Origin of the sequence: Ignisphaera sp. (assembly GCA_038831005.1) — an archaeon.
In the GTDB taxonomy this organism is placed as follows: Archaea; Thermoproteota; Thermoprotei_A; order Sulfolobales; family Ignisphaeraceae; genus Ignisphaera.
On sequence record JAWBKZ010000002.1, the window covers coordinates 323298 to 331020 of the forward strand.

The 7723-nt window shown below is 36.2% G+C and carries 7 protein-coding genes and 1 CRISPR repeat array; of the genes, 6 read left to right on the forward strand and 1 reads right to left on the reverse strand.

Annotated features, from left to right (window positions below; translation table 11 throughout):
• Nucleotides 1-566: 566 nt before the first annotated feature.
• Nucleotides 567-1112 (reverse strand): PH domain-containing protein, encoded by a 546-nt coding sequence (locus QXK50_03295; GenBank protein MEM2008189.1) that lies wholly within the window; start codon nt 1110-1112, stop codon nt 567-569.
• An 838-nt stretch (nt 1113-1950) separates the two neighbouring features.
• A CRISPR array of direct repeats spans nt 1951-4291; the repeat unit is 25 nt; unit sequence GAAACTCCCAAAAGGGAGTAGAAAG.
• 120 nt (nt 4292-4411) lie between these two features.
• Between QXK50_03295 and QXK50_03300 the strand changes: the two genes are divergently transcribed.
• The 6 genes from QXK50_03300 to QXK50_03325 all read left to right on the forward strand — a co-directional run.
• Nucleotides 4412-4612, forward strand: coding sequence for a hypothetical protein (locus QXK50_03300; protein MEM2008190.1), 201 nt, complete (start codon nt 4412-4414; stop codon nt 4610-4612).
• 25 nt (nt 4613-4637) lie between these two features.
• Nucleotides 4638-5261, forward strand: coding sequence for a hypothetical protein (locus tag QXK50_03305; GenBank protein MEM2008191.1), 624 nt, complete (start codon nt 4638-4640; stop codon nt 5259-5261).
• 252 nt (nt 5262-5513) lie between these two features.
• Entirely contained in the window at nt 5514-5960 is a 447-nt protein-coding gene (locus QXK50_03310; protein MEM2008192.1) for a hypothetical protein, read from the forward strand.
• The gene (locus QXK50_03315) at nt 5929-6237 is read left to right on the forward strand and encodes a putative CRISPR-associated protein (GenBank protein ID MEM2008193.1); all 309 of its coding nucleotides are present in this window, start codon (nt 5929-5931) and stop codon (nt 6235-6237) included. Before QXK50_03310 ends, QXK50_03315 begins: the two co-directional genes overlap by 32 nt.
• Before the next feature lie 635 nt (nt 6238-6872).
• Nucleotides 6873-7106, forward strand: coding sequence for a CopG family transcriptional regulator (locus tag QXK50_03320; protein MEM2008194.1), 234 nt, complete (start codon nt 6873-6875; stop codon nt 7104-7106).
• Nucleotides 7107-7280: 174 nt separating this feature from the next.
• On the forward strand, nt 7281-7723 hold a 443-nt coding region (locus tag QXK50_03325), incomplete at its 3' end, for an RNA ligase family protein (protein ID MEM2008195.1).

A 7723-nucleotide genomic window follows, 5' to 3' on the forward strand; every position in this document is an offset into this window, starting at 1 on the left:
AACCATAGCTATAACCACACTCTTTTAAACTCTCTAAAACAAGCAAGCCTCACCGCTATATCCATGAATTACACAAACATCTACAAAACACCTTGAATCAATACTCAACAATATTTTGAGAAGATAGTATTAATAAATCATCTATACCGCTTATTTCATCAAGTTCTATAAACCTAAACATTCTACCTCTTTAAGAATTTCTATAACTATATCTAAGTAGATTCCACATAGAGATTCTGCTTTCCAAAACCACAAGACTCTAGATCAAGTAGTAAGTATCCATACATATCTTATTCTTTTTAACTAATATAGCTTATTTTCATCTCTAGATTTATTGTTAAATCTACCTACAATAAACCTATAGATAATTTAGAAAACAATTCAAAGTATATAAATCACTAGCTCATTTAGTTTTACTCCCCAAGAAGCTTTTTCTTTGCTTTTTCATACTCCTCTTTCGTTATTACTCCTTTATCTAATAGCTCCTTAAGTCTTGCTAATTCTTCTGAAATTGATAGAGTAGGTGTAGTTTTGCTAGCTATTCTCTCAACTGCTTCTGCAATTCTCTATTGCTGAAACACTTCTCTCCATGACACTATCTTCTTCATTACGAGTTCTCTTACCTCTTCAGGAAATCTAATATCTATGAAAGAATTCCATGCACCTCTAACAAGTCTCGGTACAGCTTTTCCTGCATAAAAATACCCTCCTCCACCACCAACAACATATCCAACCTCTAGCCCAGATGATGTAACAAATACTACACTACCACACTTAAACATTCTCGCTAACAACCCCTGCTGAACATGTACATCCTGTATTCTATCAAAAGTAATCTCTCTTTGATACTTACCAAAAACCCAGTCTCTCGTAATCAATACACTATTCTCCATTACATAGTAAGTATGGGCTTTCTTCCAATATATGTAAAACGCTACAAATATCCATGTAGAGATAGTGTAGATAATAACGTAGGTAAGGAATACATCTGGCGCAAATATTATTGTCCATATAAAGAACGGACTTATTATAATACCTATTATAATATAAAGTATAAAGGCTTTAACAATAGTCTTCTTTATATACGGCTTACCACTCCATAAAACACTCATAACACACCACAATCTCTAATAATAACCAATAACTCTTAATATAAATCTTCATATACATCAGCTATACATTAAATCTATCTAAAGAAACATGATCTTAAAACAAAAACATATAGATCCATCAACTATTTCAAGTTCACCACAATCTTATCTTAATAACCAATACATTTTTGTTTCTAATACTTTCCGTATAGCTAGAGGTTACCTAGAAAAGAAAACTCAGAGCTTCAGGAAACACTACATAGGTTATTTACATAGTGTATTAGAGATAACAAGCTCTACATATTGAAATCCCCAGGAGAGCTACTGCTAATATCACAAACACATAAATGTCTATTCACGTAGATCGAAAGAGATTTATTAATATTCCAAAGAAAGTAGACAAAAACTTAGCATCAACAAGAATAACAACACACTCTTAGTCATAAATGAAGATAGACCAGATTACATCACTACCTAACGCTACAACTCATCCAACTAACACCAAAACCCTTAACACAATAACCATAAAACTAGACTAACCCAAACCACCCCTAAACATATTCAACAAAGAAAACACAAACAACATAACACTATTACAAGCTATACCCACAAACAACAAACCAAACAATAAACCAAATACAAACATCTATTCTTTGCAAGTAATACTTTCAATACTTAATCATTAGAACATATAAATTCAATTCTTTTCATCAAATCATTAGAACAGGTACATCAGCTCAACTCTTACTCATTAGAATAACCATTATATAAATCATCAATATAGCTATGAATCTTCTGATTAAATTCATAAAAATATTTATAAACCCTAAAAAACACAAATATATAAGTGTAAACACAAGAAACTCCCAAAAGGGAGTAGAAAGTGCAGATTGATTAAACACTTCATTTCTAGCACCATACAACAAGGAAACTCCCAAAAGGGAGTAGAAAGAATGCAACACCATCTCTTATATTACTTACTAGATATTCGTTTTCGTATGAAACTCCCAAAAGGGAGTAGAAAGATACCGGTGGAACCGGTATTGCCCTCTCAGCGACAAGAACACCGTTCTGAAACTCCCAAAAGGGAGTAGAAAGAGCTCTATTGTTTCGCTTTGACTGGAATAGTTCATTGCGATTGACATGAAACTCCCAAAAGGGAGTAGAAAGTTTGATGCTCCGTAGAGACTCCATAGTGGACATTGATATATTGTACCATGAAACTCCCAAAAGGGAGTAGAAAGTAAAATATTTTACGTCATCATCTAAGTATTCACGTGGATTAGAGAGAAACTCCCAAAAGGGAGTAGAAAGACAGTAGCGCTAAACAAGGAAGGTGCAGTAGCATAGCTATGATTGAAACTCCCAAAAGGGAGTAGAAAGTGTACACAGATATTATGTTTGCTATCACATCAGGATCCATCGAAACTCCCAAAAGGGAGTAGAAAGTCGATGGCTTCGTCAAGCTTTTGGATACCTGTTTTGAATCTTTGTATCACGAAACTCCCAAAAGGGAGTAGAAAGTGTATACTGAGATTATATTGGCGATTACGTCTGGATCCATTTTTGAAACTCCCAAAAGGGAGTAGAAAGGATTCAGAGATAAAGAAATACATCAAAGAAAAAAATATTAATTGAAACTCCCAAAAGGGAGTAGAAAGAAGTATACCTGTTTTGCGTACAGGTAGTAGTGTGTGGCTGATTAAGTCTGAAACTCCCAAAAGGGAGTAGAAAGGTCAGAACCGGTATCTTTCTATGTGTCTTCACTCTTTGGACAAAGTATGAAACTCCCAAAAGGGAGTAGAAAGCGACTCTATTTGGTGCTATGTTGGTTGAGCACAATGTGTTTATGAAACTCCCAAAAGGGAGTAGAAAGGAATTGTCTGGCTAAGGTTAGGATAAGGTAAAATAAAAGAATAGAGGGAAACTCCCAAAAGGGAGTAGAAAGCGTTCTTCAGATCAGTATATATCTTCAAGATATTTTCGATAAATAGAAACTCCCAAAAGGGAGTAGAAAGCGTAGAACATGATTTGTTTTTCAATTTCTTTCGCTACATCTGTTAACCCGAAACTCCCAAAAGGGAGTAGAAAGGACACGGCTTCACAGACTACTGGATAGACATATATGAGAGAAACTCCCAAAAGGGAGTAGAAAGGGTGCTTATTTTGGGGCGTGTGCGCGTATATGTATATATCTATGAAACTCCCAAAAGGGAGTAGAAAGGCATAGATTTTCGCATTCGCTGCATTTTTTTAGTGATATCATGTGGAAACTCCCAAAAGGGAGTAGAAAGAAAGTAATTATTCCTTAATACAGATATCTCTCTCGGTATTGAAGAACGAAACTCCCAAAAGGGAGTAGAAAGATGAAAGCAAAGCTCTTGCTAGAAGTTTTAAGGAAATTAAACGTAGACAAGAAACTCCCAAAAGGAAGTAGAAAGTTTTTCGCATCAACAGATATCTTATTAACTATTGATTCTTCGGAAACTCCCAAAAGGGAGTAGAAAGGATCCAGAATTCTTTTCAAGGACATTCACACCTGATGAGAGAAACTCCCAAAAGGGAGTAGAAAGCCATGACATCCGCGATCATGTTTACATATATCTAAAACATTTATGAAACTCCCAAAAGGGAGTAGAAAGAGATACTCTGAGGCGATAGCCATAGAGATAGAGTCTTGTAATGAGCTGAAACTCCCAAAAGGGAGTAGAAAGTGGAAACTGCTCCAAATCCTCAACCCCCCTCAAAGAAAGAAAAAAGAAACTCCCAAAAGGGAGTAGAAAGGAGCAATACGTTGATGCAATTGATGAGCTCATAAAGAGAGGGAGATATGAAACTCCCAAAAGGGAGTAGAAAGTTAGGTGTACCATCAGGTTCAATTGTGGGTTACCATCAGAAACTCCCAAAAGGGAGTAGAAAGTGGAAATCAGCTATGAGTGATTGCTTTGCAGTTGCTTCATCAACCGAAACTCCCAAAAGGGAGTAGAAAGTCATAATAAACATGTACGCTAGTGATAAGTTCACAAAATCGTACGAAACTCCCAAAAGGGAGTAGAAAGGGAGTTATCAACTTGATGACAGATTTTGCATCATAAAGCAATGGGAAACTCCCAAAAGGGAGTAGAAAGATAGACAACCTTGTTATTCTTGTCATAACAAACCATATACAGTTCATGAAACTCCCAAAAGGGAGTAGAAAGGTGTGGTTGGTTGTTGGTGATTTTGTGTTTAGAGGTTGAAAGCTTATTATTCTGTTTGTATAGTTAAGGGTTGAATATTGGGTTGGGTGTTTTAATGTAGGGTTTTGGGGTGTTGTTGGGGTGGGTGTGTCTATAGATTGTTGGAATGTGTTTAGGGTTGTGTATAGGTTTTCTTATCTTTCTCGAGGTAGGTATAGAACTACTAGGAGAGGTGTTGGTGATTCTGTTAGGCTTGGTTTAATTGCTAGAGAGCTTGCTAGATATTATTTAAGGGTTGTTTGTTGGAGTGGATTTGATAGAGTTCTAGAGGTGGAATTCTAGTTGTAGTGGAAGGGGTGCTAGAGTCTTGGGGGAAGCAATGTATAGTGGTATTGCTATAGATATGTATAGGGTTTTTCATAGCGATATTTTGCCAAAGCTTATCCAGATTGTTGATGAGGGTAAGAGGTATCTATATTTCTTGGCTTGGCTAAATAGAGAGCTAGCTGTTAGGAATCTTGGGAGAATTATATTGACGGGAGGTTTTGCTGTAGAAATTTATACTGGTAGGATCTATAGAACAATGGATGTTGATATAATTGTTGAAGGTGTAGGAGCTAAAGAAGTTGTAGAGCTATTTCTAAAAATGTTTTCTGAGAATATTGGTAGAGGCTATCTACCTAGGTATGAGATACTTCAGCTTAAATCTATAGATATTGTATCAACAGTATATACTAAACCTGTTCAGCCAACAAAAATCGAGATTGGAGAACACTATACAATCTATGTAGAACCTGTAGAAGAGCTAATTGTAACTTATTTAGCTGGTTGGAAATTCTGGAGCGCAACTGAAGATAGAGATAAAGCTCTATGGCTCTACATGGTGTGGAGAGATAGAGTAGATTTAGGGTATCTAGAGAAGAGAGCTAGAGAAGAGAATGTGTATGACTATCTCAAAGAACTTGAAGAAATAGTAAAGCAAATTCTTTAGCTAGATATATGCAGCACTACTTATCATTGATAGAGATTGATTAGAGTAGAGATAGAGTTTAAACCCTAAGTTTAATCCAGTAGAGAGTTGAAGCTATCTTACAAATCTTTAAAGCTGTAGAGAGCTACAACAACTCTAGACGCTAAGAACTAGTAGATATAGCATGAAGTTTGTATTTATGTATAGAGATAGCGTTTTGTTTAAGATTAAGATTTATATTACCTTTGCTTTACATTATTTTTGGCGACTACCTTGGGGTGTATTGTCTATATTTCACCTGTTGGTACTTCACTTTTAGCTAATTTTTGGAGGGATAGAGGTAGAGAGTTTATTTCTAGATACAGAGATTTAAGTGAATGGTCTAGGCTTTCACCTAATGATTCTAGAAATGTGTATCCTGATGGAGATGTTTGTAGTGCTTTAGAGGATGTAGAGTTTGTTGAAGCTCTTGTTGATTATGTTGTTGAGTTTAGGGAGAAGAGTTGTGCTGAAGTTAATGGTGTTCTTGGTATTCAGAAACTCTTTGGTCATTCGTTTAGTGATGTAGAGCTATACCTTTTGTTTACGAGAACATGTAATACTAGACTTGTTGCCCATGTGCTGAGGAAAGGTTTTGAGAAGCTCGGGCTTGAGGGTATCGTATCTATTGAGCTTAGAGGTATTGCTAATGTTGATGAATTTGATAGAGGTTCTAGATAAGGTTTCTTTTATTGTTGAAAGTGCTAAGAAGAGAAACTGTAGGGTATATGTAAACGCTACACCGGGATTCAAAGCTGAAACAGCTTTCGTTATGCTTATATCGTTGCTACTCGGCGTCAACGGTGTTGTTTATATTCATGATAGCTTTGACCAACTTGTGCTAATACCATCTACCGATTTCACTCGAAATTGGGGAGTTGAAGAAACTTCTAGACCTATTCGAGGAGGAAAACTCGATCCATGTAAACGCTTTCCTCTCGTCTCCACTTTACGATAAGCTCCAAGACCTTAAAGAGAAAGGCTTGGTTATGTCAAAGGGGAATATGTAAATCTTAGACCGTGGGTAAAAACGTTAGTCGAAAAACTTACCCATAAACTGTGACGAACATAGCTAGGAGATAGAGCTCCCGTTGTATCCACATGAGTCTACTGATCCGGTTGAGTAAGTATAGCTACACGATAAACATAGAGCGTAAAGTACTTAAATCATTTAAATTAATTGAATTACTACCAAAACTTCGAATACAAATCATATTGCCCAACACCTGTGCTTACCTTCTATCTTTTAAACACATTCAGTGTAGATATCCTTGTACATAGTGTTAACACAGTACAGACTTATCTAAAACCGATGAGGGATAAGAAGTAAAGCTAAGAAACTCTATGAAGAGTAGCTTCAAGGTCCTGAAATACGTGTAGCTTTTGCTAAGGTAACCCAAGAACTCTATCTTCTGTACACGGTTTCTGTAGACCAAGACCTTTGTAAGCGAATAGTTGATACTATTGAAAAGTTGTATCTTTCATAGATACTGAGCTATGATTTCTAAGAGTTCTAGGTATACAGATATAAGGTGATGCGATTACCTAGAGTTTATTAGCTGGTAGACCATCGTGGTATACTAGGTGGTTTATGTGGGCGCTGTTTTTAGTGTTAAGATTAGGAAAGAGGTTAAGGAGAAGATGGAGAAGTATAGGGATAGGGTTAACTGGGCTGAAGAGATTCGCAAGTATATCGAAGAGATTTTGAGGAGGTTAGAGGCTCAAGAGAATTTTGAGAAGATTTTGAAAGAGCTTGAGAAAGCTAGGTGGAGTACCCCGAAAGGGTTTGCAGTTAGCTCTGTGAGGGAGGATCGTGATAGTAGTTGATGCTTCTGCTTTAATAGCTTTCTTTTTCCGAGAAGAGAATTGGATTGACTTAGCTCAGTACATGGTTGAAACAATATCGGTGGATCAGATAGTTAAAGAGTTCTACAACACTCTCTTGAGTTTCTTCAAAAATTATTAAGCTTTGGCTAGTATTAATAGATGTAGGGAATTTACTTGAGCTCTACTGAAATTGTTCACTACCCAAAGATTAAGAGGTTGCCTCTATACTCTGTGCCCTACCGTAAGGAACCTTTATCAGATTCTGAGATAGAGATACTGTTTAGTAGTGAAGTTGTAGTTGAGGAGAAGATTGATGGTAAGTTTTCCTCTAAAGAATACGAAGATTATATTGTTTTCTACGAGTATATGAGGATAAGGCACAGTATATTCTATACCAAGCTTCCGTCTTTTATAATAGCCTTCGATGTATATGATAAAAAATCTAAGAGATTTCTCGGGGTTCCAGAAAAACACGAAGTCTTAAAATCTCTAGACTGGTGCTATGTCCCGGTAATCTATATAGGTAAAATTGATATTAATTCGTGGAGAAAAGAGCTGCTAAAGCTTATGAAGAGACCTTCGTATTACGGAGCACCTTTAATCGAAGGTGTTGTTGT

Excerpts from the sequence above, each read along its gene's own strand:
- QXK50_03295 (MEM2008189.1), bottom strand. The coding sequence starts at position 1,112 with ATGAGTGTTTTATGGAGTGGTAAGCCGTATATAAAGAAGACTATTGTT.
- QXK50_03315 (MEM2008193.1), top strand. The coding sequence starts at position 5,929 with ATGTTGATGAATTTGATAGAGGTTCTAGATAAGGTTTCTTTTATTGTT.